Source organism: Komagataeibacter saccharivorans, from assembly GCF_003207825.1.
Taxonomy (GTDB): Bacteria; Pseudomonadota; Alphaproteobacteria; order Acetobacterales; family Acetobacteraceae; genus Komagataeibacter; species Komagataeibacter saccharivorans.
The window spans coordinates 77,490-104,156 of record NZ_NKTY01000010.1 but is presented as its reverse complement, the minus strand read 5'-3'; the positions used below and the strand labels follow the sequence as shown (position 1 = coordinate 104,156).

Sequence of the window (26,667 nt, the reverse complement as noted above, 5' to 3'; positions counted from 1 at the left end):
CTCGTCCGTCAGGTCGCCACGCATCCACAGGTCTCCGCAAAGACCAACGTTGAATCACGTCCAAGCCAGTCTGAAAAGACCTTTTGTCAACAGAACCTAATGATGGAGAAGATTGCTCGTTATCAGACGATGTGACAGGCTTCCGCATTTGTATCTGCTAGCGCAGAAAGGACGGAGCACATGGGAATCAATTGGGTTGTGCCGACACCGCGGTCTGTTCCTGCGTAACGGACACCCGCGCGATTTCCCGGGCCGCACCGTAGATATGGTAAAGCGAACTGGCTGGCATATAATCAACGAATGTACGCCCGTCAGGCGTCAACCTGTCTACCCAGCCACCATGCAGGCGTGCCGGCGCATAAAGGGTAAAAAACCGTGTAGCCTGCATAGACAGGAGCGTCCTGTCACAGGGCAGTCCGTTTTTCAGGCGCTGGCATAGCAGGCGCATGAATTCGGTCTGGGGCCATATGCGGGTGGATAATTCAAGCTGCGTGCCGGATTCCGTAATTGCATCATATACATCGGCTGTGTCGGGAGCGGTCCCATGGCGACTGCCTGTCTGGAAAAGACCATCGGCTACCCGCAGCAGGGCATCTTCATGGGACTCGCCGGACGCTAGTGTGCAGTATTCGGTAAACAGCCACGACCATTCGAAAAGATGACCGGGCTCTACCCTGTTCTGGCCTGCAGGCTGCAACGGGATCCATTTGGAATCAAAGTATTCCAGCAGCATTCCCGATCCCGGATCGATAAAATGTTTCAGGGCCAACGCAACGATCTGCTGGGCATAATCGAGATAGAAACTGTCAGAAGAGACTTCAAAGAGGGCGAGATAAGCCTCCAGCAGATGCATGTGCGGATTCTGACGGCGGATCATGTCGGGCGTGGGCATGGCGTCACGATAGCCACCGTTTTCCGCCTTGAAGATCAAGTCGATTTCCAGAACGGTCTGGCGGGCCGTAGCCAGATAAGTCCCATTACCCGTAAGGCGATAGGCCCATGCGTAACCAAAAAGAATGAACGCATGTGCATACAGGTCGCGCGTACGATTGCCCGGCCTGCCATCGGGCGCAAGGGAGAAAATCCATCCCTTTTCCCCATCGCTGCCATGATAGCGGCGGCCAATTTCCTCCAGACAGTCAATTGCCTGTTCCGCCGCATCATGCACGCCATCCAGTGCGGCACGGCAATAAGTCGCCACCTGACGGGCCTGCACCATCAGACGCAGTTCCGGTAGCAAAACCGGCGTGCCCTCAAAGGTCAGGCGTTCGTGGTAAAGTGTTCTGCTGCGGTCAAAACCACACTGGCTCCACAGGGGAAGCGCCGATTCCTTCAGCCAGTCCTGCCACAGGGTCTTACACAAGCCGAAGTCAATCATCAGGGGTTCCGCAAACACGAAGGGCTGAAAATATGGACAGGAACCATCGCCCTATCAAGTGCCCTGTCCCATTCCCGTGTGCCTGCCACAATCTGCATGGCGATACAAAACTGTTTTCGTGAAATACAACTCGTGGACGCCAGTAGGCTGGGATACTCCCATTGGCAGAACGACCTGTAACCCAGACCTGTCCGTTTTTGATGGGTGAATTTTCATGATGTTGCCTGTATCTATATCCCTGTAACCCACTCCTGATCGTAAGAAGTTCATGATTGAAAATTTCCAGTTTGGCTCTCTGGTCGTCATCGGTGATCTTCTTCTGGATCAATATATCTACGGCTCGGTGGAGCGGATTTCACCTGAAGCGCCGGTGCCAGTGCTCCGGCGCGACCGACAGGCTTCCGTGCCGGGGGGCGCTGCGAATGTCGCGGTCAATGCGGCAGCACTGGGCTGTGCCGTAAAACTGATCGGTGTGGTGGGCTGCGATCCAGCGGCGGATGCGCTGCGCCATGCGCTGGCACCATGGGACACTATCGACTGCACCGGCATTCTGGCGGACCCTCAATGGACCACCATTACAAAAACGCGCGTGCTGAGTGGGCGCCAGCAGATCGTGCGTATTGATGATGAACGCATTGAAACACCGTCGGCACAACTGACCGCCCGGCTCATCGCTGCTGGCAAGGCTGCGATTGCCACATGTGATGTGCTGGTCTGTTCCGATTACGCCAAGGGCGTATTGTCCGAGGATGTTCTGGCAGAACTTATAGCGACCGCCCGCAGTCGGGACATTCCCGTTATCGTCGATCCCAAACGCAGGGATCTGGCGGTTTATCGTGGCGCTTCGCTCATTACTCCAAACCGCAAGGAACTGGCCCAGGCGACCGGCTTGCCCCTGCACACGCATGATGAAATCGAGCGTGCCGCTCGCGCGGCATCGGCCGCGTTTGGGGGGGATGTGCTGCTAACCCGCTCGGAAGAGGGCATGACCCTGTGGCGCACGGATGGAACCATGACCGATGCGGCCACCCGCAAATCGGAAGTCTATGACGTGTCCGGTGCGGGTGACACGGTTGTAGCTACGGTGGCGGCAGTGCTGTCCGCTGGCCAGACACTGGATACGGCCATGGTGATTGCGACCACAGCAGCCTCCATCGCTGTTGGCAAACTGGGCACTGCAAGCGTTTCAAAAGAGGAACTGAGCCACGCGCTGCGGGCTGAAATGGTTGAAACCGGGCAGACCCTACCCCTCGATCAGGCAGTGCAGGTGGTCCAGAACTGGCGACAGCATGGCGCGCGGGTCGTTTTTACCAATGGCTGTTTCGATCTGGTGCATCCCGGTCACATTGCACTGCTGCATGGCGCTGCCCGTGAAGGGGATAAACTGATCGTGGCGATCAATAGCGACCAGTCCGTCAGGCGCCTGAAGGGTGAAAGCCGACCGGTACAGGATGAGCAGGCACGTGCGATGGTGATCGGCGCCCTGCGGGATGTGGATATGGTAGTAATTTTTGATGAGGACACGCCACTTGAGACGATCAGGGCCCTGAAACCCGATGTTCTGGTAAAAGGTGCTGATTATACTGAAGAAAATGTGGTTGGCGGCGATTTCGTCAAGCAGAATGGCGGTCGGGTCGCGTTGATCGATATTGTTTCCGGTCGCTCGACAACATCGCTGGTCAGGAAAATGCAGCAGGCGGTTTAGGAAGGCAGTTACTGGGCAGGCAACTTCGAGTTGATAGGTGGGTTAATTCAAAAAGAACAGGGCCTGTTAGGTTCTGAATAATAGAACGGGCTGCACAGCTATTTATGATGAGCATGATGCAGCCTGTCTTTTCTGATCAGGCCTGGTCTGTCCTGGAGCCGCTGATCGAGGGAGTCCGTCCGAAGGGCAAGACCCCGCCGAGGAACCTTCGACGGACGATATCGGTGATTTTCTGGCACCATCAGAACGGCGCGAAGTGGCGCGTCCTGCCGTCCGGGTTTGGTCCTTGGTGGATTGCCGCACAACTGTTCATTTGCTGGTCGAAGCCCGGTGTCTGGGAGCGCCTGTCTGAAAAGCTCAGGGGCACGGACCCGGCACCGGGCATGGTTTTTCCTGATGGCACGACGATCCGTGCCCATCACAAGGCGGCCGGGGCCACCAAAAAAGGAGATACGATGAACGTCACAGGGATCGTGAGGCGCCTGGCCGCTCATGTGGAGGTTTTGGCGCCAGGGCCTGCGTAGCCGCAGACGGTCATGGTAGAGTGCTGTCCTTCACGCTGTCGCCCGGTCAGGAGCATGAACTGGCATCCGCTTATGCTCTGCTCTACTCGACGACCTGTCGCATCCACCGACCTATGTCGTCTGTGACCGTGGGTATGCCGCGCACAAATTTCATGAATATCTCTGGAACCGGTGATCCCGCCAGGAAAGAATGATCCAGAATCGCCTGTCTCAAATGATCTTACAGGCATCGGCATCTGGTCGAAAACCTGTGGGCGAGACTTAAGGAATGGCGGGCCCCGATACGAGAAGACAGCCTTATCCTTCCTCTCCGTCATGCTCATCGCGGCTACAGCAGACTATATTGAGGCCTAATACTAAAGGATGTAGCCACTGACTCGTGTGTGAAGTGACGAATGACGTTGGCTCTGATTCTCTTGCTGCGGGAGGAACTGGCTGATGACGAGAGCGGTGAAGCTACGGGATGACTATTCGGCCTCTGACCTTGGCGGCGATCCGTGACGGAGCGAGTCACACCGATGCGGCCCGGGTGGGTGGTATGGACCGCCAGACATTGCGAGACTGGGTTCACTGCTTCAATGCCGAAGGGCCCAATGACCTGCGCGACTATTAGCACCCGGCCGCGTCATCCGGGGCAGGATCCTGCCGTCATGGAGGCATTCAAAAAAACTTTCCCGCATCCTGAGCGTCCATACCGGCCCTCTGCCAAAGGGAAAGCCGATCGAGATATGGTTCCAGGACGAGGCCCGCATCGGCCAGAAGAACGGCATCGTCCGACAATGGGCCAAACGCGGCACGCGGCCACGCCAGCCGGTTGACCAACGCTACGATAATGCCTGACTGTTCGGGGCAATCTGTCCGGCGCGCGGCAAGGGCGCCGACCTGGCGCTACCGTTCATCGGTACGGCCAGCATGCAACTGCATATCGAGGAAATCTCGCGCTGCGTCGCTCGCGGCGTTCACGCCGTCGTGCTGCTCGATCGCGCAGGATGGCACATCACCGACAGGCTGAAGCTGCCCCGCAATGTCAGCCTGATCTTCCTGCCGTCCCGTGCTCCCGAACTGAACCCGGTCGAGAATATCTGGCAGTTCCTACGCGCCAGCTGGCTGTCCAACATCGTCTTCGACGGCATCGAGCATATCATCGACGCCGCCTACTGCGCTTGGCACAACCTTGCCGCCCTGCCTGATACCATCCGATCCATCGGTTTCAGAAAGTGGGCTAACACAGGTCAGTCTTTATAATCGTTGGTATAATACGATGTACACAGCGGCCCGGATTGCATAAGCATGAGCCCTGTGCCGGATACCAGCCGTTTTGGTCTACCTTTCCTTTCGGGCGGAGCGGCATGTGTATCCATTATTCCGGATCACATACCGCCGCCTGCAACGCAGTATGGTATGCCCTGCGTCAGATCGAGAAGTACTTGGCGTGCGGGTTCAGGATCACGAGCGCCGATGTGGACTGTTCCGGATGAAGCTGGAAGCCGTCTGTCAGGGATACGCCGATCTTTTCCGCATCCAGCAGTTTCAGGATCGGTTCCTGCTCCTCCAGTCGGGGGCAGGCGGGGTAGCCGAATGAATAGCGTGAACCCCGGTAACCCTGCTGGAGCAGTTTCGCCATGTCGCGGTCATCCTCGGCCGCGAAACCCATTTCGGCGCGGATGCGCTTGTGGGTGTATTCCGCCATGGCTTCCGCCATTTCGACCGACAGGCCATGCAGGTAGAGGTAATCCTTGTAGCGGTCAGCCTCGAACCATTCCCGCGCCCGGTCCGATGCATCCTGCCCTACGGTTACGACCTGCAGGCCGATTACGTCGCGCTGGGCGTCGTCGATATCGCGCACGAAGTCGGCAATGCACGCACCGTCCTCACGCGGCTGGCGGGGCAGGGTGAAGCGGGCGACTTCATTCGTGCCATCCTCGCCAAACAGCACAAGGTCATTGCCTTCGCCCGCCGCCTTCCAGTAGCCGTAGCTGGCGCGGGGATGCAGGATGTCCTGCTCTGCGCACATGGTCAGCATCTGACGCAGCACCGGACGCAGTTCCTTGCGCGCCCAGACCATGAAGTCATCCAGCGAACGGCCCTGTTTACGGAAGCCCCACTGGAACTGGTACAGTGAGCGTTCATTCAGGAACGGCAGCACCGCCTCCGGTGTCGCTTCCAGAACGCGTGGTCCCCAGAAGGGCGGGGTGAGGACGGGTTCGTCTGCGGTCATGCGCGCGCGACGGGCACGGCTTGCGGCGACATCCACCGGACCGAAGCCCCGGGTCGACGCCTCCTCGATATCCTGCGTACGGTTGGTGCGGGTGGCCTTGCCTGCGCGGCGGGACTGGATGGCGGCAAGATAGGTGTCGAACTCGCCCTTCACCACCTTGTCCATAAGCGACAGTCCATCGAATGCGTCACGCGCATAGGCCACGCGCCCGCCTTCGCCATAGGCGGCGGTGCAGTCCTCCTCCACATAATTGCGGGTAAGGGCGGCGCCTCCCAGCATGACGGGTGCATCAATGCCCTGGCGGTGCATTTCCTCAAGGTTTTCGCGCATGATAACGGTGGACTTGACCAGCAGGCCGGACATGCCGATGGCATCAGCCTTGTGTTCCCGGGCAGCGGCGATCATGTCCGCCACCGGCACCTTGATGCCAAGGTTGATGACCCGGTAGCCGTTATTGGTCAGGATGATGTCAACAAGGTTCTTGCCGATGTCATGCACGTCACCCTTCACGGTGGCCAGTACCATGGTGCCACGGGCCTGGCCTTCGGTGCGTTCCATGTGGGGTTCCAGCCAGGCCACGGCAGCCTTCATCGTCTCGGCGGACTGGAGCACGAACGGAAGCTGCATCTTGCCTGCGCCGAACAGTTCGCCCACCACCTTCATGCCATCCAGCAGCACGGTGTTGATGATGTCCAGCGGGGCCATGTCGCGCATGGCTTCGGCAAGGTCATCTTCCAGCCCCTTGCGGTCGCCATCGACAATGCGGTCCTTCAGGCGCTCGGGAGCGGTTTCGGCCCGGGCCTTCTTGACCGCGTCGGCGGCCTTGCGGTCGGCGAAGATTTCCAGCATGCGCTGCAGCGGGTCATAGCCTTCGCTACGGCGGTCAAAGATCAGGTCTTCGGCAACCTTCACCTCTTCCTTCGCGATCAGGTGCAGCGGACGGATCTTGGATACATGCACGATCGCCGCCGTCATGCCTGCACGCACCGCATGGTCAAGGAAGACGGAATTCAGCACCGCGCGCGCCGCCGGGTTCAGGCCGAACGAAATGTTCGACAGCCCGAGCACGATCTGGATATCGGGGAAACGTTCGCGGATCAGGCGGATGCCCTCCAGCGTCCATTCCCCCAGCTTGCGGTCATCTTCAGTGCCGGTGCCGATGGTGAATGTCAGCGGGTCGATCATCAGGTCGGATTGCGGCAGGCCATGCTTCCCGCACGCGAATTCGACCAGACGCGTGGCGATGCGCAGCTTGTCTTCCGCCGTCTTGGCCATGCCGACTTCATCAATGGTCAGCGCGATGACGGATGCCCCGAACTTGCGCGCCAGCAGCATGCGTTCGCTGGCGATCGCCTCCCCATCCTCGAAATTGATGGAATTGATGATCGGCTTGCCGCCATGCAGCTTCAGTGCGGCCTCGATCACGGGGGTTTCGGTGGAATCGATCACCAGCGGCGCATTGACCGAGGCGGTGAAGCGGGTCACGACCTCGTTCATCTCGCGCATTTCATCCCGGCCGACGAAGGCGGTGCAGATATCCAGCGCGTTCGAACCTTCAGCCGCCTGTTCGCGGCCAAGGGCCACGCAGCCGTCCCAGTCCCCCGCTTCCTGCAACTGCCGCCATTTCTTCGACCCGTTGGCGTTGCAGCGTTCCCCGATGGAGAAATAGCTGTTTTCCTGACGCAGCGGGACCTGTGAATACAGGCTGGCGACCGACGGAATCCACACCGGCTTGCGTGGCACGGGTGCCGGGCGGATGCGGCCCGTACCTTCCGCGCGGCGGCGCAGCATCTGGTCCAGCGCCTGCGTATGCGGGGTGGAGGTGCCGCAGCAGCCGCCGATGAGGTTGAGCCCGTCCTCGGTAATGAAGCGGTCAACCCAGCTTGCCATTTCCTGCGGGGTCAGGGGGTAGTGCGTCTTGCCGTTGACCAGTTCGGGCAGCCCGGCATTGGGCTGGACCGAGATCAGGCCCGGCCAGTTTTCTGCCAGCCAGCGTACATGTTCGGCCATTTCCTGTGGGCCGGTGGCGCAGTTCAGGCCCATGAGCGGCACGTCCAGCGCGTTTATGACCGTGGCTGCCGCCGCGATGTCGGGCCCGACCAGAAGCGTGCCGGTCGTCTCGACCGTGACCTGCACGAAAATGGGGGTATCCGTGCCCATCTCCGCCCGCGCGATCTTGGCGCCATTGACGGCGGCCTTGATCTGGAGCGTGTCCTGACACGTCTCGATCAGCAGGCAGTCCACGCCCCCTTCGATCAGGCCACGGCACTGTTCGGCCAGACCGGCTTCCAGCGTGTCGTAATCGATATTGCCCAGCGAAGGCAGCTTGGTGCCCGGCCCGATGGAGCCGACGACATAGCGGTGGCGTCCGTCCGAAAAGCTTTCCGCCGCTTCGCGTGCAAGATGGGCTGCCGTGCGGTTGATTTCCCGCGCCCTGTCTTCCAGCCCGAATTCACCCAGCGTGATGGGCGAGCCGCCAAAGCTGTTGGTTTCCACCATGTCTGCCCCGGCCTCGAAATAGCCACGGTGGATTTCGCGTACCAGTTCGGGGCGCGACAGGTTCAGGATCTCGGTGCAGTTTTCCTGCCCCCAGTAATCGCGCTCGACTTCCAGATCCAGTAGCTGCACGCGGGAGCCCATGCCGCCGTCACACAGCAGAACCTGGTCGCGAAGGGCATCGAGAAGATGGGGACGAGTGGTCATTGTTATCCTGAAATCTCATGACAGGGGCATGTCACCACGCGCGGGCGGCAGGTTCAGGCCCGTATTCCGGCTGTCTTGCATTGGGTATGTCTGGTGCTCTTTATTCCCCCAACTTCCGGCCGGTGTCCAGTATCATTGCCCATAAGGGGAGAATGCCGTCGGCCCGGCCCGACGAACGGAGAAAGTCATGACCGCTGACGGGCGTATCCCACTGGAATTCGTGACCGCCATACCCGTCCCGCGTTCCGATACGCTGCTGGTGGTGGGCGATGGCCGCACGCCGCCAGCCGTCGGGGCATGGGCCGATGTGGCGGTGATCAACGCCGTAACGTCCCCGTTCGCGCATGTGGCCGGATGCCTGTGCTGCACGGGGCGGGGCGAGGGGATCGCCGCCGCACTGGGCGATATATTCCGCAGGCGTGCTACGGGGGGCGTGAAATGGTTCACCCGCATCATCGTGCTGCCCCCGACCGGGCAGGAGGCGGCATGGCGTGCGGCGCTGGCGGGGGACGTGCTGGCCAGCGCGCGTTTTGCCATATGTCCGCCGGGGCCTGCATGAAAACATGACCTGTTAAGGAACCCTTCAGCTTTGTGTCCCTAGATCTGGTGGCCGTGATGGACAGAACCTGCAAAGCAAAGGGATGCCGTGGGCCATTCAGACCAGACAGCGGACCAGGCGGGCGGCCCGTCCCGCCCCGCGCCAGCCCTGATCCGGCTACAGGCGGTGCTGCGTGCGGCACGGTTTCACGGCATTGATCTTGATGTGCATGATTTCGCGGGCGCATCCGACGATGCGGCCCCTTCCATCCCCGCCCTCGCACGGTGGGTGGAGGAAAATGGCGGGACCGCCCGTGGCCTGCACCTGCAATGGCGCGACCTTGTTCGCCTGCGTGATGTCCCGCCCGTAGCCCTGATGTTCAACGACGGTTCGGCAGGGCTTATGGTCGGTGCGGACGAGGTGAATGGCGTCATCTGGCTGGTCGATCCGTTCGCCAGTCCCGACAGTCCGCCTGTCGCGGTCGATGAACTGCGCCTGTGCGCCGTATGGGGGGGCGACGTGCTGCTGGTGCGCGGGCGCGGTGGTGGGGCACCGGTCGAGGAACCGGTCGATTTCGCATGGCTGCGGCGGCTCGTGCTGGGGGAACGGCGGCTGCTGCGCGATGTGGTTCTGGCCTCCGTCGTCATAAGCGTGCTGGCGGTTTTTCCACCGCTGATCGTGATGCAGGTGATCGACCGGGTGGTCAGCTTCCATTCCATGGCCACCCTCATTTCCCTGACCGGGCTGGTCGTGGTCATGGCGTTTTACGAAATCCTGCTCAGCTACGCGCGGCGCGAACTGACGCTGGTGCTGACCACGCGGCTGGATACGCGCATCTCTCTGGCGGTTTTCGACCGGCTGCTTGCCCTGCCTCTGGAGTTTTTCGAACGCGAGCAGACCGGCAACGTGATCGGCCGCGTCAGTGCCATCTACAGGGTGCGCCAGTTCATGACCGGCAGGCTGCTCAGTACCTTTCTCGACCTGTTCACGCTGCTGGTGGTGCTGCCTTTCCTGTTCTGGCTCAGCTTTTCGCTGGCGTGGATGACCGTGGCGGCGGCGGCCCTGATCGGTGGCATCATATTGGTGGCGATGCCGGGCATGGGGCGCATGGTGGGGCGGCAGGTCCGTGCCGAAATGGACCGTAGCGCCACGCTGTACGAAACCGTCGCCGGTATCCGTACGGTCAAGACACTGGCGCTGGAACCCGTGCGGCGGGAAGCATGGGATGAAAAAACAGCATCTGTCGTAACGGCATCGCTGGATGCGGGACGCATGGGCAACTGGGTGGCGAGCGCCGTCATGCCGCTGGACCTGTTCATCAATCGCGGCATCATCCTTGTTGGTGCGTACCTGGCCCTGACCGCCCCCACGGCGGACATGGAAGCCGGGGCGCTCATGGCGTTCATGATGCTGGGGGGGCGCGTGGCAGCACCGCTGGTGGGCATGGCGCGGCTGATCGATGACCTGAACGAAGTGCGCAGCGCCCTGTCCGAAGCGGGCTCCGTGCTCAACCGCCCGACCGAGACGCGCGCCCTTACCACCGGCCTGCGTCCGCCCATCCGCGGCGCGCTGGCGTTTTCGGATGTCTGTTTCACCTATCCCGCCGCATCCGGTCCAGCCCTGTCCGATGTCACGTTTTCGGTGCCTGCGGGCACCATGCTGGGGCTGGTGGGGCGCAGCGGGTCGGGCAAGTCCACCATCACGCGGCTGCTGCAAGGCGTCAGCCGCAACTATACGGGGCAGTTGCGCCTTGACGGCATCGACCTGCGCGAGATCAACCTGACCTACCTGCGCCGCTCCTGCGGGGTGGTGCTGCAGGACAATTTCCTGTTCCGGGGCACGATACGCGACAACATCATCGCCGGTCGTCCCGGCCTGACGCTGGAGGACGTGATCCGCGCCGCCCGTCTGGCGGGGGCGGAAGAGTTCATCGAACGGATGCCGGCAGGCTACGATACGTGGATCGAGGAAGGTTCCACCAACATCTCCGGCGGACAGCGGCAGCGGCTGGCCATAGCGCGCGCGGTAATTTCCGACCCGAAGCTCATGATCCTTGATGAGGCGACCTCCGCCCTCGATCCGGAAAGCGAGGCCGTGGTCAACGCCAACCTGCGTCGCCTCGCCCACGGTCGGACCATGGTGATCGTCTCGCACCGTCTCGCCTCGCTGGTGGACTGCAACCAGATCTGTGTGATGGACCGGGGACGTGTCGCGGCGATCGGCACGCATGCCGAACTGCTGACGCGCAGCCCCATCTACCGCACCCTGTGGATGCAGCAGAACCGTTTCAACGATGGTGGCGGCAACGATGCGCCGCCCCCGTCCTCCCTGCATGGAGACGCGGCATGAGCGACGGCGACCTCGCCCCCCCCGCGCCGGACGATGCGGGCGATGATGGCGTGGGCGGTATCCTGTCCGTCCTGCCGCCCCCGGCCGCGGACGTTCCGGCCGATCTGCCGCCCGCGCTGCTGGCGTTCTACTCACCCAGTGCCGCGCTGGTGGATCTGCCGCCATCCGATGCGGCGCGGTATGTGGTCTGGCTGGTCGCGGCCCTTGCCGGGGCGGGTCTGCTGGTCATGACCTTCTTCCCGCTGGATCGGGTCATCAGCGTGAATGGCACACTGACGCCCTTTGACGAGACGATGGTCATCCAGCCGCTGGAAACCTCGCTCATCCGCTCGCTTGACGTGCATGAAGGCGATACCGTGCATAAAGGGCAGGTGCTGGCCCGGCTTGATCCGACCATGACGGATGCGGATGTGACCAACCTGCGCCATCAGGTCATGGCGTACCGGGCTGAGGTCGCGCGCCGTACGGCGGAAGCGGCGGGCAGGCCCTACCGGGCTGACATGAACGACCCCGCATCGGTGCAGGAGGCGGCAGCCTATCTGCGCCGGCAGGCGGAATATGACGCGCAGATGGCCGGGTATGACCGTCAGATCGCAGCATTGCAGAGCGAACTGCAGGGCTATGAGGCCAGTGCCGCGATGTATGGCGCCCGCGCGCGCGTTGCCCGCGACGTGCAGGACATGCGCCAGCGCCTGCAGCATGAACAGGTCGGCAGCCGCCTGTCCACGCTGGCGGCACAGGACACCCTGATGGAAGTGGTGCGTTCGCAGGTATCCGCCCGGCATGAGGCCGACAGCACGCGCGCCCGGCTGGATGCGATGAAGGCGCAGCGCGATGGCTACGCCAGCAACTGGCACGCGACCGTGTATCAGGATCTGGCGCTGGCCCAGCACCGGCTGGCGGATGCCGATGGCAGCTACAGCAAGGCCATGCTGCATCATGACCTGATCGTCATGCGGGCGGATCGTGACGCGGTGGTGCTGAGCATCGCGCACCTGTCCGCCGGTTCGGTCATTCAGGCGGCCAGTCCGCTCATGACGCTGGTGCCGACCGGCAGCCACCTTGATGTGGAAGCGACCCTGCGCGGCGTGGATGCGGGTTATGTGCGTGCGGGCGATCCGGCACTGCTGAAATTCGCGGCCTTTCCCTACACCCAGTACGGCGGCGGGGAAGCGACCGTGCGTGTCATCAGCGCGGATGCCTTTGCCGGTCAGCCTGCCCGCGCGGGCGGCGATGCCCAGCAGGGCAGCGACGGGACCGGCGATCCGCTGACGGTCTATTACCGCGTGCGCCTGTCAGTCGACCGTTACACCCTGCATGGGGTGCCGCCCTTTTTCCAGCCCCGGCCCGGCATGCCGGTGGAAGCCGACATTCATGTCGGGCGGCGGACCATGATGCAGTATCTGCTCAACCGCCTGCTGCCCGCCGTGACCGACGGCATGCGCGAACCTTAGGCCGGGGGCGCACGGTCATGCGCAGGCTCCTGTCGGGATTGCGGGATGGTCTTACCCCCGCCGCGCGCTTCCGGCGTGCATGCGACCTGCTGGAACGCGAAGGGCGCGCGGCACAGGGGTTTGCGCTGCTCGGGACACTGGCGCGCGGGGGCATGCTCGCCGCGCAGTATCAGGTGGCCCGCGCCTATCTGGAGGGAACGGGCGTCCCCCCAAGTCCGGTCGAGGGCCTGCGCTGGATGCACGAGGCCGCGACCGCAGGCCATGTGGAGGCCGCTTTTTCCCTTGCCCTGCTGCTGCTGGGGGCGCCGCCCCGTACCGTTGGGGCTGACAGCCTGCTGCCTGTATCCCTGCCCGAAGGCATTGCCGGATGGCCCGATCCTGTTGCCGCCACCACATGGGCCGCGTGCGCGGCGGAAAAGGGCCTGCCGGATGCGCAGGCTTTGTACGGCTATCTGCTCGCTACCGGCCCGGATAGCGTGCGGGACCCGCAGGCGGCGCGGTCATGGTGCGCACAGGCCGCACGGGCAGGCTGCCCGCAGGGTGATCTGGGTCTGGCGCTGGCGCATCTCAGCGCATCCGGTATGGCACCCGGCAGTGATCCCGATGCGGTCGCGGCGCTGACCCGCGCGGCACAGGGGGGGCTGCCGACGGCGCAGTACATGCTGGGCCTGCTGCATGAGCGGGGCTGGGGCGTGGCGCAGGACCGGGCACAGGCCGCGCACTGGTACGCATGTGCCGCCGGGCAGGGCATACGGCCGGCACAGGCCCGTTACGGCGCCCTGCTGTTACAGGGCGTGCAGGGAGCACGCGATGTCATGGCCGCCGAGACATGGCTGCGTCGTGCCGCCCATGCCGGGGACCGTGAAGCCGCCTCCCTGCTGGGGGACATGCACGCGCGCGGGGAAGCCGCCGTGCCCTGCGCCCATGAAGCCGCGACATGGTACCGCATGGCGGCTGAACAGGACCATGCCGTGGCCTGCCGCATGCTGGGAATGCTTTACATACAGGGGCGTGGTGTTCCCGCCGACCTTACGCTGGCCCGTATGTGGGTGAAGCGTGCGGCCGTGCTGGGTGATGTCGCGGCCATGACCGACCTTGCGGCAACCCTGCTGACGGAGGGAGCGGAGGCAGACGCGCCGGGTATTGATTTTCATGCGGCCGCGCAGGCGGGCGATCCGGTGGCCGCCTTCAATCTGGCGGTCAGCCTGTACCGGGGAACGGGAACTGCTCCTGAACGCAGGCAGGCCGTCATATGGATGGAACGCGCGGCCCGGGCGGGTGTGGTCAATGCGCAGTACTGGCTGGGACGCATGCTGCTGGGTGAAGGGAGCGGAACGGCTGATCCGATACGTGCCCGCCAGTGGCTGGAACAGGCAGCGGAACATGGCCTGCCCGATGCCTGCCTTGTCGCGGCCCAGCTTCGGCTGGATGGCCATGGGGGACCGCGCGACCATGCTGGCGCGCTTGCCCTCTATCATGTGGCGGCGCGTGCCGGGCGGGTCGAAGCCATGTTTTCCCTTGGGGCCATGTACGGTGGTGGCCACGATATCGCCCCCGACCGCATGCAGGCGCTGCACTGGTTCCGTCAGGGCGCACAGGGGGGCAATGCCCTGTCGCAGCTCATGCTGGGGCGGTATCTGGGTCGCGGGCTGGCGGGGCCGGCAGACCCGGTGCAGGCGCGGGAGTGGTTCGCCCGCGCGGCGGCGCAGGGGCTGGGCGCGGCGCAGGACGAATATGACCGGCTGGCATGGGTGGAGGCAGACCATACCGCGTCCTGAATCCGGTCCATCCGTTGCGCCGGGCGCGGATGTGGCGGCCGCCGTGGGGCATGCCCGGCTGCTGGCGGGGCAGGGACGGCATGCGCAGGCCCTTGCGTGGATGGAACGCGCGGCGCGGCTGGCACCCGATGACAGGGCTGTGCTGTACGCGCTGGCTGCGGTCCGGCTGGGTGCTGGCGATGGCACGGGTGCCGCGGAAGCGGTGGAAACCGTCATGGCCGCAGGGCAGGGCTTTCGCGCCGGGCTGCGCCTGCTGGTGCTGGCCTGTTGCGCGGCGGGCGCATGGGCGCGCGCGGCAGTAGCTCTGGAGCGGTTTTTTACCCGATACGGCTTTGATCCGGCACTGTCCGTTCCGGCGGATCTGACATGCCAGCATATGGGCCGGTCCGGCTGGTGCGCGCTGGACGGAGGACGGGGCGTGCTGCATTGGGGCGGCCTGCCACAAGGATGCGTGCCGGTGGTCTGGCTGGACGGCAGCAGGTTCGGCCCGCGTCGTATGGCCGGCTCGTCCATGTCCCTGCCGCCGCGCTGGCGTCAGGCGCGGGAAATCGGGATATTGCATGATGGCATGCCCCTGCTGGGCGGCAGCCCCGATCCGGTGGCCTTATGTCAGGTCGCTGGCGTTGCGTTGCCAGACGGGCAGGGCATTGCGGGATGGGCGATCATGCCCGCCCGCCCGGAGGGCCGCCCCGCGCTATATCTGATGGATGCACATGGCAGGCGGCGGCTGAAGCTTACACGCAGGATCGTGCCGATGGCGGCGGCCAGCGCCGGTCCTTCCACGTCGGTATGGGCATTCCGGGTCGGGTGGGCAGATATCGCTCCACAGGGACGCGTGCGCATTGTCACGGGGCAGGGGCGGGATCTGACCGGTTCTCCTCTCCCGGTCCGCCTGCCACGCGCGCGACGGGTCTTTCCCGCCATGCGGGCGCGCGGGAATGGACTTCTGCACCCGCCCGGACGCGCCGCGCGCTGCCGGGTCGTGGTTGCGGTCCATGCGGACCGGGAGCGCACCCTCGCCTGTCTGGACAGTGTGCTGGCAACGCTGGCCCGACGTGTGGAAGGGCCAGTAGTGGAAATCATGGTGGTGGATGATGCCTCCCCTGATCCCGTAATGGCCGCTGTACTGGATGATCTGACGACGCACGGGCGGATCGTGCTGCGGCGGCATGAAACCAACCGGGGCTATCCCGCAGCGGTCAATACGGCGCTTTCTGATGCGGCCGGGATGGATGTCGTGCTGCTGAACAGCGATACGCTGGTGGCCGATGGCTGGCTGGATGAAATGCTGCGGGCAGCCTATGCGCGCGCCGATGCGGGCACTGTATCCCCCCTGTCGAACGATGCCACGATCCTGACATGGCCTGATCCCGAACGGCCATCCCCACTGGCTGGCGGGATGGATGATGTGCGCCACTTCATGGCCGCGGCATTAACGGCCAATGGCGGGCAGGGCCCTGAAATTCCCACAGGCCACGGTTTCTGCATGCTGATCCGCCATGACTGCCTGCGTCATACGGGCCTGTTCCGTCCCGAACTGTATGGCCGGGGATATGGGGAGGAAAATGACTTCTGCATGCGCGCCCGGCTGGCGGGATGGCGGCATTACGCAGCGCCCGGCGTATTTGTGGGGCATGCGGGCGGTGCATCCTTTGGTCTCAGCCGTCCGGCGCTGCAACAGCGCAACCACTGGGTGCTGAACCGGCTGTTTCCCGGCTATGACCGGCTGGTTCAGGACCATATTGCGGCCGATCCGCTTGCCGCTGCCCGCCAGCGCCTGTCACTGCTGGTCTGGCATCGCGCCGTCCTGCGTGCGGGACTGCGTGGTACGGTGCTTCTGGTCAGCCACGGCAGGGCGGGCGGCGTGGCGCAGGTCGTGGCCGACCGCGCGCGGATGTGGCTGACGGAGGGCGTGCTGCCTGTCGTTGTGGAACCGTTTCCCGATGGTTTTGTCATAAGGGATGGCAGGCATGAGGGGTCATGTCCGCCCCTGCATTTCGTATGGCCCGCACAGGGCGCGGCCCTTGTGGCGCTGCTGCGCGCGCTGGGGCTGGAGCATGTCGAAATCCACCATCACATGGGCCATGGCGACCGGGCGCGTGAACTGTGCCAGCGACTGGCGGTGCCGTATGACCGGTATGTGCATGATTACGCCGGAATCTGTCCGCGCGTTACGCTGGTTGGCAGGGAGGGCCGTTACTGTGGCGAACCTGACATTACGGAGTGCCGGAGATGTGTCCGCGCACTGGGGACGCGGGTGGAGGAAACGGATGCTGATCGCCTGCGGCGCAAGACAGGACACGACCTGAGCCGTGCGCGGCGCGTGGTCGTACCCTGCGCCGATGTGGCGCGCAGGCTGGCGCGCTATTTTCCCGATATCCGGTTCGGGACGGAACCGCTCGAAGATGACCGCCCTGATCAGACCCTGCGGCAGTTTGCCCAGCCCCTGCACGATCATTCCCTGACCCTTATGCCGGATACGGGGTTGTGCCGGGTCGTGGTGGTGGGCGCGATCGGGCCGGACAAGGGATATGCGGTCCTGCTGGCCGCTGCGCGGGATGCGCGCATGCGTGACCTGCCGCTGGAATTCGTGGTGGTGGGACATACATCTGATGACGCGCCGCTTCTGGAAACGGGGCGGGTATTCATTACAGGTCCCTACGAACCGGGGCAGGCCGTGGCCCTAATACGGTCCTGTGGGGGGCAGGTGGGGCTGGTGCCATCCATCTGCCCCGAGACATGGTGTTTTACCCTGACACTTCTGTGGCGGGCGGGGCTGCGCAGTGTCGCCTTCGATCTCGGGGCGGTGGCGGCGCGTATCAGGGCGACGGGGCGCGGGATATGTGTGCCGCATGGTCTGCCCGTTCACCAATTGAATACGTTTTTACTGTCTTATGCCTCTGCCCGTTCATGACCACAGGAAAGAGGCCTGTCTTGATCCCTATCTCTCCCGCCGGTCAGCCCGCCGTATTCCCCCCCTTTTTCCGTAATGCGGAGAGAGGGTGATGGAAAGCGGACACGCTGCCGCCCGTACGGGGCAGGCCGATACGATACAGGCCACCGCCCGGCTCATACGGCTGGCAGAAGGCACATACTGCATTTTCCATGCTGCTCCTCCGGCGGATATGCGGACCGGCGGGCTGTCAGGCATGCGGATCAGTTCCCCGCCGGGAATGACGGCGGTGCAGGTCAGTACGTTCGACGCGGATGGCTGGATCGGGGGGCGCGATGGCGCGGCGCTGGTCCGCATACCCGCGCGGGGCGCCGCAGTTCTGGTCACGACCTACCGCGATACGGAGCATGCCCGCGACCTGCCCGGATTGCAGGTGGTCCGCCTGTCCGGCGGGACCGGACGCGTGGCACCGCCTGTATCCGACCCCGACCCTGCGGAGACCGCCCTGCCGGCAGGGGATCATGACGGAAGCATGACCGCCCATATCCAGCGCCGGGGCGATGTAAAAGCCCCGCTTGGGGCATGGATGGGCAAAACCGGCAGTGGACAATGGATGGAGGGATTCGCCATTCAGCCAGGCAGTGCTGTTGCGGTGGATGATCTGGAATATCAGGCCATTCTGGGTCAGGACTGGTTTTCCCCATGGATTGGCGGTGGGGAATATTGCGGCAGCCGGGGCATGGCGCTGCCCATACTGGGCCTGCGGGTCCGCCTGAAGGGGAAGGCGGCGTCGGCGTTCACCTGTCTGGTCGAAGCCAGCTTCATTGATGGCAGCCGTGTCGGCCCGACTGAAGACGCGCCCGTCATGGCCCCGACACAGGCGCCGCTGGAAGCGTTCCGTATTGAATTACGTCCCTGCCCGTCCCGCTCCGTGCTTCGTCCATCCGTACCGGAAGATGCGGCGGAAGAAGCGCTTCTGGCTGCCCTGACGCCCGCAACCCAGCCGGTCCGGTCATCGCCGGGACAGGTAAGGCGGATGCCTGCGGAACAGTCGATGGAAACGTCCGATGATCTGGTGGTGGAAGGGATGTCACAGGGGAAAGCTGCGGCTGCCCCCGTGGCATCCGCATCTCCCCGCCGGCGTAGGGCTACGCGGCGGCGTAAGCCAGCGGGATCATGAAGGTGGCAAGGACAGGAGCTTCCTTATGAAATACCTGTTCGTGCACCAGAATTTTCCTGCCCAGTTCGTGCATCTCGTGCGCGCCCTGACGGTGCAGGGTGGCAACGAGATTGTTTTCATAAGTGAATCGGGCCGTATGCAGATACCGGGCGTACGCCGGGTATCGTATCGCATGCCACAACCCGCGCGTGTGGATGCCCCCGCGCCGGTGGATGAACTGGCCAGGGGCATGCAGCGTGCGGCGGCGGTTGCGCGTGCCGCGCGTACCCTGCGCGATCTGGGCTATGTTCCCGATATCATCATCGGCCATCACGGCTGGGGCGAGATGCTGGACCTGCCCGATGTGTACCCCGATGTCCCGATACTGGGCTATTATGAATTCTTCTATCGGCCCACGGGGCTGGATGTGGGTTTTGATCCGGAATTCGCACCTCCAGCCACCGTGGCCCCCCTGATCCGTGCCCGCAATACGCTCAACCTTCTGGCGCTGGCCGGATCAGGCTGGGGGCATACCCCGACCCATTTCCAGCGCGATACCTATCCCGACTGGGCGCGCGACCGCCTGACCCTGATCCCTGAAGGAGTGGATCTGGAAAAATGCGTGCCCGATCCCCATGCGCGCATGCAGTCCTTTACGCTGGGCAACATTCATGTCCGGCCGGGGGAAAAGCTGGTCACCTATGTCGCGCGGGATCTGGAGCCCTATCGGGGTTTCCATGTTTTCATGCGTGCGCTGCCGCGTATCCTTGAACACAGGCCGGATGCACGGGTCATTGTCGTGGGGGGGGATGGCGTCAGCTATGGCGCGCGGGCACCGGGCGGGATGACGTGGCGGGCGCATATGATGGCCGAAGTCGGCCGGACACTGGATATGGAACGGGTCCATTTTGCCGGGCGCGTGGATTATGGCAGTTTCTGCCGCCTGCTGCAGCGTTCGGACGCGCATGTCTATCTGACATATCCGTTCGTGGTGTCATGGTCGCTGCGCGAGGCCATGGCCTGTGGCTGCGCCATTGTGGGCAGCCGGACGGCCCCGGTGGAGGAATTCCTCCGTGATGGCGTAACTGCGCGCCTTGTCCCCTTCCTTGAACCGCAGCGTATCGCCGATGGCGTTGTGGAACTGCTGGAAGACCGGCGGCTGGCCCGCAGGCTGCGCGCCAGCGTGCGCGAACACGCAGTCGCCACGCTGGACATGCGTAACTATCTGGACCGCTATCACTGGCTGATCGGCCAGCTTGTGGCCTGTGGCGGGCGGCCCGCGCTGTGCGACGTGGCCTGACCGCCGGATCCCGACGGACCCGGCGGCTGCACCCTGGGGCTTACTTGCCCGCTACGGCCTTGATGGATTCAACAATCGCCTCACCGGCGGCCTTCTTGTCGGCCCAGCCCGATACCTTGACCCACTTGCCCTTTTCCAGGTCCTTGTAACGGGTGAAGAAATGCTCGATTTCCTTCAGCACGATCTCGGGCAGGTCTTCCAGCTTCTCCACCTTGGAATAGTAGGGGTGGACCTTGTCGTGCGGGACGCAGATGATCTTTTCATCCTGTCCGCTTTCGTCTTCCATCTTCAGCATGCCGATGGGACGCGCGCGCACCACGCAGCCGGGCACCACGGCGGCAGGCATCAGCACCAGCGCGTCGGTCGGGTCGCCATCGGCGGCCAGCGTGTTGGGGATGAAGCCATAGGCTGCGGGATAGACCATGGGCGTGAACAGGATACGGTCGACCACGACCGCGCCGCTGTCCTTGTCGATCTCGTATTTGACGCCGGAACCCTGCGGGATCTCGATGACGACATTGATGTCGTCGGGAACGTCCTTGCCGGGTGAAATCTTTGATACGTCCATTGCTTCCAGACCTCCTGCTGCCTGTGTGCTGTGCCGTAACAGCATGCTGTCGCGGCGTGATTTTACGGCGGTGACGGTATAGCCCCCACGCTTTGCCGCGCAAGCCATGTTCTGCCGGCATGTGCCGCGCATCATGCTTCCTTTTGCCATTGCGGCTGGACGGCATGGAAAAAATGCGTGGAAATGGGTGCATGGATCTTGCCAAATCCCTCCACATGCGCGAGATCAGGGGCTGCCTGCGCGCCCGTAGCTCAATTGGTTAGAGCGGGCCGCTCATAACGGCTTGGTTGCGGGTTCAAGTCCTGCCGGGCGCAGGCTCTTTAGCATGCAGCACTGCACTGTGGCGCGTCCCGCGCCCGATCGTGTGGTGCGGGTCACTTGCCATTTTCTCTCAGTTATCAGGAGCCGACCGTCATGGCCGCCACGCAATATGTCTATGTGATGAAGGACCTGACCAAGGCGTATCCGGGTGGGCGTGAAGTCTTCAAGGGTATCACCCTGTCCTTTCTGCCTGGCGTCAAGATTGGTGTTCTGGGCGTCAACGGTGCGGGTAAGTCCACGCTGCTCAAGATCATGGCGGGCGTGGAAAAGGAATTCGGTGGCGAGGCATGGGCCGCCGAAGGTGCCCGCGTGGGTTATCTGGAACAGGAACCCAAGCTGGACGAAAGCCTGACCGTTGGCGAGAACGTGGCGCTGGGCTTTGGTGAGCTGAAAAAGGCCGTGGACCGCTTCAACGAAATTTCGATGAAGTTCGCCGAACCCATGTCCGATGACGAGATGAACACCCTGCTGGCCGAACAGGCCGAACTGCAGGAAGTGATCGACGCGGGCGACGGCTGGGAACTGGACCGCAAGCTGGAAATCGCCCTTGAGGCCCTGCGCTGCCCGCCTGCCGACAGCCCGGTGGACAAGCTGTCCGGTGGTGAGCGCCGCCGTGTGGCCCTGTGCCGCCTGCTGCTCGAAAAGCCTGACCTGCTGCTGCTTGACGAACCGACCAACCACCTTGATGCCGAGAGCGTATCGTGGCTGGAAAAGACGCTGCGTGACTACGAGGGCACGGTGATGGTCATTACCCATGACCGTTACTTCCTCGATAACGTCACCAACTGGATTCTGGAACTCGAACGCGGCCGTGGCTATCCGTTCGAGGGCAACTACTCGTCGTGGCTGACGCAGAAGCGCAAGCGCCTTGCGCAGGAAGAGAAAGAGGAAAGCGCACGCCAGCGCGCCCTTGCCGCCGAGCAGGAGTGGATTGGCTCCTCCCCCAAGGCGCGTCAGGCCAAGAGCAAGTCCCGTATCGCGCGGTATGAGGAAATGCTGGCCCAGAACGCCGAGAAGGCCGGTGGCGTGGCCGATATCGTCATCCCGCCCGGCCCGCGTCTGGGTGGCACCGTGATCGAGGCGGAGGACCTGCGCAAGGGCTTCGGCAACCGCCTGCTGATCGATGACCTGAGCTTCAAGCTGCCGCCCGGTGGGATCGTGGGCGTGATCGGGCCGAACGGTGCGGGTAAATCCACGCTGTTCAAGATGATCATGGGGCAGGAAACGCCCGATAGCGGGTCGCTTACCATCGGCGAGACGGTCAAGCTGGGTTATGTTGACCAGTCGCGTTTCAGCCTGGATGACGACAAGACCGTGTGGGAGGAAATCTCCGGCGGGACGGACGTGATCTACCTTGGCAAGCGCGCTGTGCCGTCACGCGCCTATGTCGGGGCCTTCAACTTCAAGGGACCGGACCAGCAGAAAAAGGTTGGCGTCCTGTCGGGTGGTGAGCGTAACCGCGTACATCTGGCCAAGATGCTGCGGCAGGAAAGCAATGTCATCCTGCTCGATGAGCCGACAAACGACCTTGACGTTGACACCCTGCGCGCACTGGAAGACGCACTGGCCGAGTTCGCGGGCTGCGCGGTCATCATCAGCCATGACCGCTGGTTCCTTGACCGTCTGGCGACCCACATCCTCGCCTTCGAGGGCGACAGCCACGTCGAATGGTTCGAAGGCAACTTCCAGGCCTATGAGGAAGACAAGCGCCGCCGCCTGGGACCGGACGCGACCGAGCCGAGCCGGATCAAGTACCGTCCCATCGAACGCTGATTCCATTTGCCACCCGCCCTGTTATCTGCGTCAATAACGGCAGGTCGATAAACCCTGCCGGGATGGAGGCAGCCATGGGTGGCAGATACCGCATACAGACAGGCCGGATGCGGCTTGATCCGGTTTCTTGGGCTGATCTGGAAGATGTGGCGCGGCTCAAGGCCAGCGCCGGGGTATCCGGTCGACTGGCGACCGGAGTATCCAATCGTGTCCTGAGTGAACAGGACATGATGACCGATCTCATGACATGGGGGCGGGAAGGTGTTGGCATGTTCACCATCCGCCAGCAGGACCGTTTTATCGGTCTGGCGGGGGTCCAGCCTTCCGCCACGTCACCTGACTGTCACGAACTGCAGTTCGCCATTGTCCCGCAGGCCCGTGAACCCGGCCTGTCGCGCGAAGCCGCCAGTCTGGCGCTGGCCTTTGCCCATGAAGGGGGCGTCAGGCGGATCATTTCCTATGTAAGGGAAAGCGACATCATGGCCCGGCAGGTCTTTGGCGGGGCGGGCATGAGCGTATGCGATGCGCAGCCCGTGCCGGGGGGCGAAAACATCCTGCTCTATCAGAGCGTGCGTACCGGGACGGATGCCGCCCGCCTGCATTAAATGAACCTGCATTAAAAAAGCCGGTAGGAATGCTACCGGCTTTCTGGCGTCCATCTGCCCGCGTTGATGACGGGCAGGCACAGGGATCAGTGGTGGTTGGCGATCTGCTTGTCGAGCGCATGCAGCAGCGCATCCACATTGCCGCTGTTGCGCGCGATGAAGGAGCTGTAGTCCTGCCGCTGCGTCAGGCGCAGGCTCGCGCCTTCGCCCACCACATCGACGACCTTGGGGCTGCCGCTTGCGGTGCTGATGATCCACTGCGTATCGGCACCCGGCTGGCCGGGACGGTTGATGACGGTGGACACCGCCGTATCGTCACCGGACGGGGCACTTGTGCCGACCACGAATGTCACGCCACGGTAGTCGCCGATCTTGTCGGTAATGGCGTTGACCAGCACTTCATGGAACAGCTTGATGTAGCGTGCCTGCTGTTCGGGGGTTGCGATGCGCCAGTAGCGGCCAAGGCAGTAACGCCCGATGGCGTCCACATCGACGTACTGGTTGAGAAGGGGCAGGATGTCCTGCTTCTTCTTTTCCAGTGGCATGTCGCTGTTGACGATGCCGACCAGCTTGTTACCGAACATGGAGACAAAGGAACGGGCCTGCGTGAGTGCATCAACCGCCCATGCTGAGGCAACAGGCGTGGCGGCACAGGTTGCCAGCAGAGCCAGTGCGTGGCGACGGGGGATGGCTGTCTGCATCGCTGTATCCCTTTTTGGTTATCTTGTGTGGTACCAGTCGGGCACGGTGGCCCGGTGGTCGTTCTTTATGGCTTCGGCCATGGCCTGCCGCTGCTGCTGGTAGGCGCTGCGGATGGTGGCATAGGGATCGAGCGAATCCTTCATGACCTGATCGAGCGCATCAACGTTGGTTGCCATGCCGTTGATGGTGCCCATGATGTTATAGGCCCAGTTGAAGGTGATCAGTCCATAGCCCCGGGGCACGTAGTTCCACGGTGACAGGCCGGTATCGATACCATAGCCGATCCCGTCACGGAACGAGGACGGACCCAGCACCGGCAGGAACAGGTAAGGCCCGGACGGCACGCCCCATGTCGCCAGCGTCAGGCCGGCGTCGTTGTCATGGTGCTTGTAACCGGCATAGTTCGCAACGTCGATCAGCCCGCCGATGCCCGCCGTCATGTTGATGCACCAGCGTACGAAGGCGTCGCCCGCGCGGCGCGGCTTGCCCGCGCCCACGTCGTTGAAGAACACGACGGGTTCGTTCATGGTCTGGTACAGACTGCCGAACGAATTGCGCAGCGGGCGCGGCACGGCCCAGATATAGGCCTTGGCGACCGGGCGCAGGGTATATTTGTTGGCCCACATCGTCACATCGAAGGCCTTGCGGTTCAGCTTTTCGTATTTGTCGTTGGCTTCCTTGTATTCAGCCAGCGCATCCGGATCGGTGGGCGGGGGGGCCGCACATCCGGCAAGTCCGAGCAGGCCGAGTGCCACCCCTGCGACGCGAATCGCCGAACGACGCAGGGACGGGAACGGGCGGGACGACCAAGAATTCGATCCTGTCTCTGCTCGCATGCTCGTTTCCGCTTCCCTCTGTCTTCGCTTCCCCGCCATGTGATGGCGGAATGGCCCAATGCGTTTGAAGAATCCTGAACCGGGCGCAACGCCCTTTCTTGCGTCACTCTCTAGCATGGGAATGCTGTTGTGCAATCCGCTTGCCATGGGATCACGGGCATATTGTGTCTGCATTGCAGCAGCAACATGGGGGCTAACCGGCGATGGCAACCGCCATATGCAGGCCATGCCGGTGGAATTGCCCCATGAAGTGTGACGTAGAATCCACAGCCCATGGCCATGACGGGCCGTGCTGGCTGTGGTGGCTCATCACGGTTTATTGACCGGAGCCGGGGGTCAGACCGTCAGCCGGGGCGCGATTTCGGGAAACATCTCAGCCAGTTCGCGGATCTCGCGCTTGGACAGCCCCTGCGCCGCCGGATCGACCGGCTCGCCGCTCATGGCCGCACGCAGCACGCGCAGCGCCGGACCGGACAGCAGCACCGCATCGCGCATGTAATCGGTGAAGGCTTCGAATGTCAGCGGCGCCCATTTTTCGACAAGGCCCAGAATGGCGTCCGCATAGGCGCGGATTTCGTACTGGGCGTGGCTGTCGGCGCGAAGGCGCAGGAAATGCAGCAGGTTCCACAGGTTAATCTGCCAGTAGAACTGCGTCATGATGTTGACCGGCAGGTTCATGCGGGCCAGTTCGCGGGCCACCGACGGGCGGGAGGGGTCGCGCGTCTGTCCGTTTTCGTCCTCGTTGAGCAGATCCACATAATGGTCGTAGCAGCGCGAGGCGTCATCGCGCAGGATGTCGAGTACCTGCTGCGCCTGTTCGGGGGGCAGGCTGTCGGCACGTCCCTGCTTGTTGTTGGTGGACTGGGTGGCGATGTCTTCGGGCCGGGGGAAGTAGAATTCCTTTTCCAGCACGGAATAGCGCGCCGAGTATTCATTGATGCTGGCGGTGCGGTGGCGGAACCACTGGCGCGTGACAAAAATGGGTGCGCGCACATGCAGCTTCAGCACGGCCAGCTCGAACGGGCTGGTGTGGCGGTGGCGCATGAGATAGCGGATCAGCCCCCGGTCATCGGACGTGCTGCGCGTGCCCTTGCCATAGGATACGCGGGCACCCTGCACCACGCCGCTATCGCCACCCATGTAGTCCACCGCGCGGACGAAGCCGGTTTCCAGTACGGGGACGGGGGCATACAGCACGTCTTCCATCGCGGGTACGACAAGGCGGCGTGTCTGCGCCCACCCGGCGCGGGCTGCCTCGATTGCCGATTTCTGCTCACTGGAAAACATGTATCCTACCGTCCTGTGCTATATGGCCTGCATGGCGGCAACGGCGGCGCGACCGCGGATGGCGCGGATGTCTTTGCGCGCGCCGTCCGCCGCCCCGGCAACATGCCATATCTGGCCGCACCCGACCAGTGGCTTCGCCGCCCTGATGCCCCTTGCCATATGCCTTGGCGCTCCCTATGTTCACAGGTGCAGGAGGGGCTTGCCCCTTGGCTATGGCGATAAACGGCGCGTGGAATAAGTGTTGTGGACCCGGGGGCGGTACCCGGCGTCTCCACCATTTTCCCCTTTATGGGGAACAGGGGGACGAAACAGGCTCGACACGCATGGTAAAGACCCGCCTTTTGCCCGGCATTGTACCACCGTTATCGGGCTAAATCACAAGTGCCAACGATAACTCTGAGGTGCTCGCTGTCGCTGCATAAGCGATAAGCGCGGTTCGGGAGGGCACCGGGCAACAGAAGCCCTCCCACCTCTGTCTTTTTCGTTTTTCTTTCGCATGGGTCAGGCTGCGGACGTGGTATCCGCTTCGTGAAGGAATGGGTCATGCCGGTGGGTTGCCATCACCGGAAGTTTGAC

Annotated in this window: 17 protein-coding genes, 1 tRNA gene, 1 other RNA gene and 2 pseudogenes; 14 read left to right on the top strand and 7 right to left on the bottom strand. The window is 63.2% G+C overall.

The features are described from left to right. Window positions 1–187: 187 nt before the first annotated feature. On the bottom strand, window positions 188–1,378 hold the full coding sequence (locus CFR79_RS08065) for an AGE family epimerase/isomerase (protein WP_110547540.1): 1,191 nt from the start codon (window positions 1,376–1,378) through the stop codon (window positions 188–190). 268 nt (window positions 1,379–1,646) lie between these two features. Between CFR79_RS08065 and rfaE1 the strand changes: the two genes are divergently transcribed. From rfaE1 to CFR79_RS08050, 3 genes and pseudogenes are all read left to right on the top strand, one after another. Continuing rightward, window positions 1,647–3,083 carry a D-glycero-beta-D-manno-heptose-7-phosphate kinase gene (gene rfaE1 / locus CFR79_RS08060; RefSeq protein ID WP_110547527.1) on the top strand — a complete coding sequence of 479 codons (1,437 nt, stop codon included), beginning with the start codon at window positions 1,647–1,649 and terminating at the stop codon, window positions 3,081–3,083. A 116-nt stretch (window positions 3,084–3,199) separates the two neighbouring features. Then, window positions 3,200–3,961: pseudogene (locus tag CFR79_RS08055) on the top strand (IS5 family transposase). 84 nt (window positions 3,962–4,045) lie between these two features. Beyond that, a pseudogene (locus CFR79_RS08050) lies at window positions 4,046–4,852 on the top strand (IS630 family transposase). Window positions 4,853–5,018: 166 nt separating this feature from the next. Here the strand turns inward: CFR79_RS08050 and metH are convergent. Continuing rightward, the gene (metH, locus tag CFR79_RS08045; protein WP_110547526.1) at window positions 5,019–8,528 is read right to left on the bottom strand and encodes a methionine synthase; all 3,510 of its coding nucleotides are present in this window, start codon (window positions 8,526–8,528) and stop codon (window positions 5,019–5,021) included. 187 nt (window positions 8,529–8,715) lie between these two features. Here metH and CFR79_RS08040 point away from each other — a divergent pair, with 187 nt between their 5' ends. The 7 genes from CFR79_RS08040 to CFR79_RS08010 all read left to right on the top strand — a co-directional run bounded on the left by CFR79_RS08040 (window position 8,716) and on the right by CFR79_RS08010 (window position 19,999). After that, window positions 8,716–9,087, top strand: coding sequence for a hypothetical protein (locus CFR79_RS08040; protein WP_102325143.1), 372 nt, complete (start codon window positions 8,716–8,718; stop codon window positions 9,085–9,087). Between the two features lie 87 nt (window positions 9,088–9,174). Further along, entirely contained in the window at window positions 9,175–11,415 is a 2,241-nt protein-coding gene (locus tag CFR79_RS08035; protein WP_102325144.1) for a peptidase domain-containing ABC transporter, read from the top strand. Next, a complete protein-coding gene (locus CFR79_RS08030) occupies window positions 11,412–12,869 on the top strand; it encodes an HlyD family type I secretion periplasmic adaptor subunit (RefSeq protein WP_110547525.1) in 1,458 nt (485 codons plus the stop codon). The genes CFR79_RS08035 and CFR79_RS08030 overlap by 4 nt, the downstream gene beginning before the upstream one ends. A gap of 17 nt (window positions 12,870–12,886) precedes the next feature. After that, window positions 12,887–14,647: an SEL1-like repeat protein gene (locus CFR79_RS08025; RefSeq protein ID WP_110547524.1), complete on the top strand. Its 1,761-nt coding sequence runs from the start codon at window positions 12,887–12,889 to the stop codon at window positions 14,645–14,647. Then, window positions 14,604–17,561 carry a glycosyltransferase gene (locus CFR79_RS08020; RefSeq protein WP_110547523.1) on the top strand — a complete coding sequence of 986 codons (2,958 nt, stop codon included), beginning with the start codon at window positions 14,604–14,606 and terminating at the stop codon, window positions 17,559–17,561. Before CFR79_RS08025 ends, CFR79_RS08020 begins: the two co-directional genes overlap by 44 nt. A gap of 91 nt (window positions 17,562–17,652) precedes the next feature. Then, window positions 17,653–18,720, top strand: coding sequence for a hypothetical protein (locus CFR79_RS08015; protein ID WP_110547522.1), 1,068 nt, complete (start codon window positions 17,653–17,655; stop codon window positions 18,718–18,720). A 25-nt stretch (window positions 18,721–18,745) separates the two neighbouring features. Next, the gene (locus CFR79_RS08010) at window positions 18,746–19,999 is read left to right on the top strand and encodes a glycosyltransferase (protein WP_110547521.1); all 1,254 of its coding nucleotides are present in this window, start codon (window positions 18,746–18,748) and stop codon (window positions 19,997–19,999) included. A 40-nt stretch (window positions 20,000–20,039) separates the two neighbouring features. On the opposite strand, the gene ppa is transcribed toward CFR79_RS08010, so the two are convergent. After that, window positions 20,040–20,567, bottom strand: a complete 528-nt coding sequence (gene ppa / locus CFR79_RS08005) for an inorganic diphosphatase (RefSeq protein ID WP_110547539.1) — start codon at window positions 20,565–20,567, stop codon at window positions 20,040–20,042. A gap of 240 nt (window positions 20,568–20,807) precedes the next feature. Between ppa and CFR79_RS08000 the strand changes: the two genes are divergently transcribed. The 3 genes from CFR79_RS08000 (at window position 20,808) to CFR79_RS07990 (ending at window position 23,266) form a co-directional block, all read left to right on the top strand. Further along, a tRNA-Ile gene (locus CFR79_RS08000) sits at window positions 20,808–20,881 on the top strand. 100 nt (window positions 20,882–20,981) lie between these two features. Beyond that, complete coding sequence (gene ettA, locus CFR79_RS07995) at window positions 20,982–22,661, top strand: energy-dependent translational throttle protein EttA (protein WP_102325150.1); 1,680 nt, start codon at window positions 20,982–20,984, stop codon at window positions 22,659–22,661. Between the two features lie 74 nt (window positions 22,662–22,735). Then, window positions 22,736–23,266 (top strand): GNAT family N-acetyltransferase, encoded by a 531-nt coding sequence (locus CFR79_RS07990; protein ID WP_258373466.1) that lies wholly within the window; start codon window positions 22,736–22,738, stop codon window positions 23,264–23,266. 86 nt (window positions 23,267–23,352) lie between these two features. On the opposite strand, the gene CFR79_RS07985 is transcribed toward CFR79_RS07990, so the two are convergent. The 4 genes from CFR79_RS07985 to CFR79_RS15860 all read right to left on the bottom strand — a co-directional run bounded on the left by CFR79_RS07985 (window position 23,353) and on the right by CFR79_RS15860 (window position 26,250). Continuing rightward, entirely contained in the window at window positions 23,353–23,967 is a 615-nt protein-coding gene (locus CFR79_RS07985; protein WP_102325152.1) for an MlaC/ttg2D family ABC transporter substrate-binding protein, read from the bottom strand. 18 nt (window positions 23,968–23,985) lie between these two features. Beyond that, window positions 23,986–24,723, bottom strand: a complete 738-nt coding sequence (locus tag CFR79_RS07980) for an MlaA family lipoprotein (RefSeq protein WP_102325153.1) — start codon at window positions 24,721–24,723, stop codon at window positions 23,986–23,988. A 417-nt stretch (window positions 24,724–25,140) separates the two neighbouring features. Beyond that, window positions 25,141–26,091, bottom strand: a complete 951-nt coding sequence (gene thyX, locus CFR79_RS07975) for an FAD-dependent thymidylate synthase (RefSeq protein WP_102325154.1) — start codon at window positions 26,089–26,091, stop codon at window positions 25,141–25,143. Window positions 26,092–26,109: 18 nt separating this feature from the next. Next, complete coding sequence (locus tag CFR79_RS15860) at window positions 26,110–26,250, bottom strand: hypothetical protein (RefSeq protein ID WP_162900400.1); 141 nt, start codon at window positions 26,248–26,250, stop codon at window positions 26,110–26,112. Here CFR79_RS15860 and ssrA point away from each other — a divergent pair. Continuing rightward, window positions 26,240–26,560, top strand: a transfer-messenger RNA (tmRNA) gene (gene ssrA, locus CFR79_RS07970). The genes CFR79_RS15860 and ssrA overlap by 11 nt on opposite strands. The last annotated feature ends 107 nt before the right edge of the window (window positions 26,561–26,667 follow it).

Bases quoted from the DNA above. Each gene is read 5' to 3' on its own strand.
- CFR79_RS08065 (WP_110547540.1), bottom strand. From the start codon at position 1,378: ATGATTGACTTCGGCTTGTGTAAGACCCTGTGGCAGGACTGGCTGAAG.
- rfaE1 (WP_110547527.1), top strand. From the start codon at position 1,647: ATGATTGAAAATTTCCAGTTTGGCTCTCTGGTCGTCATCGGTGATCTT.
- metH (WP_110547526.1), bottom strand. From the start codon at position 8,528: ATGACCACTCGTCCCCATCTTCTCGATGCCCTTCGCGACCAGGTTCTG.
- CFR79_RS08040 (WP_102325143.1), top strand. From the start codon at position 8,716: ATGACCGCTGACGGGCGTATCCCACTGGAATTCGTGACCGCCATACCC.
- CFR79_RS08030 (WP_110547525.1), top strand. From the start codon at position 11,412: ATGAGCGACGGCGACCTCGCCCCCCCCGCGCCGGACGATGCGGGCGAT.
- CFR79_RS08025 (WP_110547524.1), top strand. From the start codon at position 12,887: ATGCGCAGGCTCCTGTCGGGATTGCGGGATGGTCTTACCCCCGCCGCG.
- CFR79_RS08020 (WP_110547523.1), top strand. From the start codon at position 14,604: ATGACCGGCTGGCATGGGTGGAGGCAGACCATACCGCGTCCTGAATCC.
- CFR79_RS08015 (WP_110547522.1), top strand. From the start codon at position 17,653: ATGGAAAGCGGACACGCTGCCGCCCGTACGGGGCAGGCCGATACGATA.
- CFR79_RS08010 (WP_110547521.1), top strand. From the start codon at position 18,746: ATGAAATACCTGTTCGTGCACCAGAATTTTCCTGCCCAGTTCGTGCAT.
- ppa (WP_110547539.1), bottom strand. From the start codon at position 20,567: ATGGACGTATCAAAGATTTCACCCGGCAAGGACGTTCCCGACGACATC.
- ettA (WP_102325150.1), top strand. From the start codon at position 20,982: ATGGCCGCCACGCAATATGTCTATGTGATGAAGGACCTGACCAAGGCG.
- CFR79_RS07990 (WP_258373466.1), top strand. From the start codon at position 22,736: ATGGGTGGCAGATACCGCATACAGACAGGCCGGATGCGGCTTGATCCG.
- CFR79_RS07985 (WP_102325152.1), bottom strand. From the start codon at position 23,967: ATGCAGACAGCCATCCCCCGTCGCCACGCACTGGCTCTGCTGGCAACC.
- thyX (WP_102325154.1), bottom strand. From the start codon at position 26,091: ATGTTTTCCAGTGAGCAGAAATCGGCAATCGAGGCAGCCCGCGCCGGG.
- CFR79_RS15860 (WP_162900400.1), bottom strand. From the start codon at position 26,250: ATGGCAAGGGGCATCAGGGCGGCGAAGCCACTGGTCGGGTGCGGCCAG.